The following is a 691-nucleotide window of genomic DNA, read 5'->3' on the forward strand; positions in this document are numbered from 1 at the left end:
GCTCACCATCGCGTGTCGTTCGAAGTGCGCTACTTCGACGGCAAGGTCCTCGTCTACATCGGCCACCACTGCGGGATGAATCTGTCGGTGGAGCAGGCGCGAGGGCTTCGGGATCTGCTCGACGCCGGCATCGCCGATGCCCTCGACGCTGCCGACGCCGCTGAGGTTCGCGTCAATCTGGTGAAGGCGGCGGCGTCATGACTACTCCCGTCCCTGACTCCGTTCCGGTCTCGGGTGGGTTGCGGAACGTGAAATACGTTCCCGCGCAACGCTTCCAACCGGTCGAATCCGCTGCCGGGGTGTCGTTCCTCGTGGGCGGTGCCGAAGTGCGTCTGAGCGTCGCGGATGCTCGTGCCCTCTCCTACGTCCTGCCGAACGTGCTCGCGGAACACTCGGTCGCGTTGGCGTTCGCTCCGCTGCGGGGGGTGGCGTGATGTCGTTGACAAGCCTGCTGGTCACTGGTGGCACGATCGCTGCTGCGGGTGGTCTGGTGTGGATGCGCCATCTCGGTGCGGGCACCCGGCCGATTACTGCTGCCGATATCGCTGCGAATGCTCCCGACGAGTTGCGTACCGCGGTCTCGATTCTGGCTGATCCGGCTCAGACGAACGTCATGTTCGCGTCCCTGGGTCTCGGCTCTGTTGAGGGTGGGTTCCCGTATTTCGCGGGCTACTCCTACAGCCGTCATGGC

At 64.8% G+C, this 691-nt stretch carries 2 protein-coding genes and 1 pseudogene; all 3 read left to right on the forward strand.

All coding sequences use genetic code 11. The features are described from left to right. Positions 1–201, forward strand: a 201-nt coding sequence (locus tag ACW2Q0_RS31170; RefSeq protein ID WP_457194502.1) for a hypothetical protein, incomplete at its 5' end; no start/stop codon positions are given. Continuing rightward, complete coding sequence (locus ACW2Q0_RS31175; protein ID WP_457194503.1) at positions 198–434, forward strand: hypothetical protein; 237 nt, start codon at positions 198–200, stop codon at positions 432–434. The genes ACW2Q0_RS31170 and ACW2Q0_RS31175, both read left to right, overlap by 4 nt. Beyond that, a pseudogene (locus ACW2Q0_RS31180) lies at positions 434–691 on the forward strand (FtsK/SpoIIIE domain-containing protein); the annotation flags it as partial. The gene ACW2Q0_RS31175 and the pseudogene ACW2Q0_RS31180, both read left to right, overlap by 1 nt.

This window comes from Nocardia citri, from assembly GCF_054065835.1.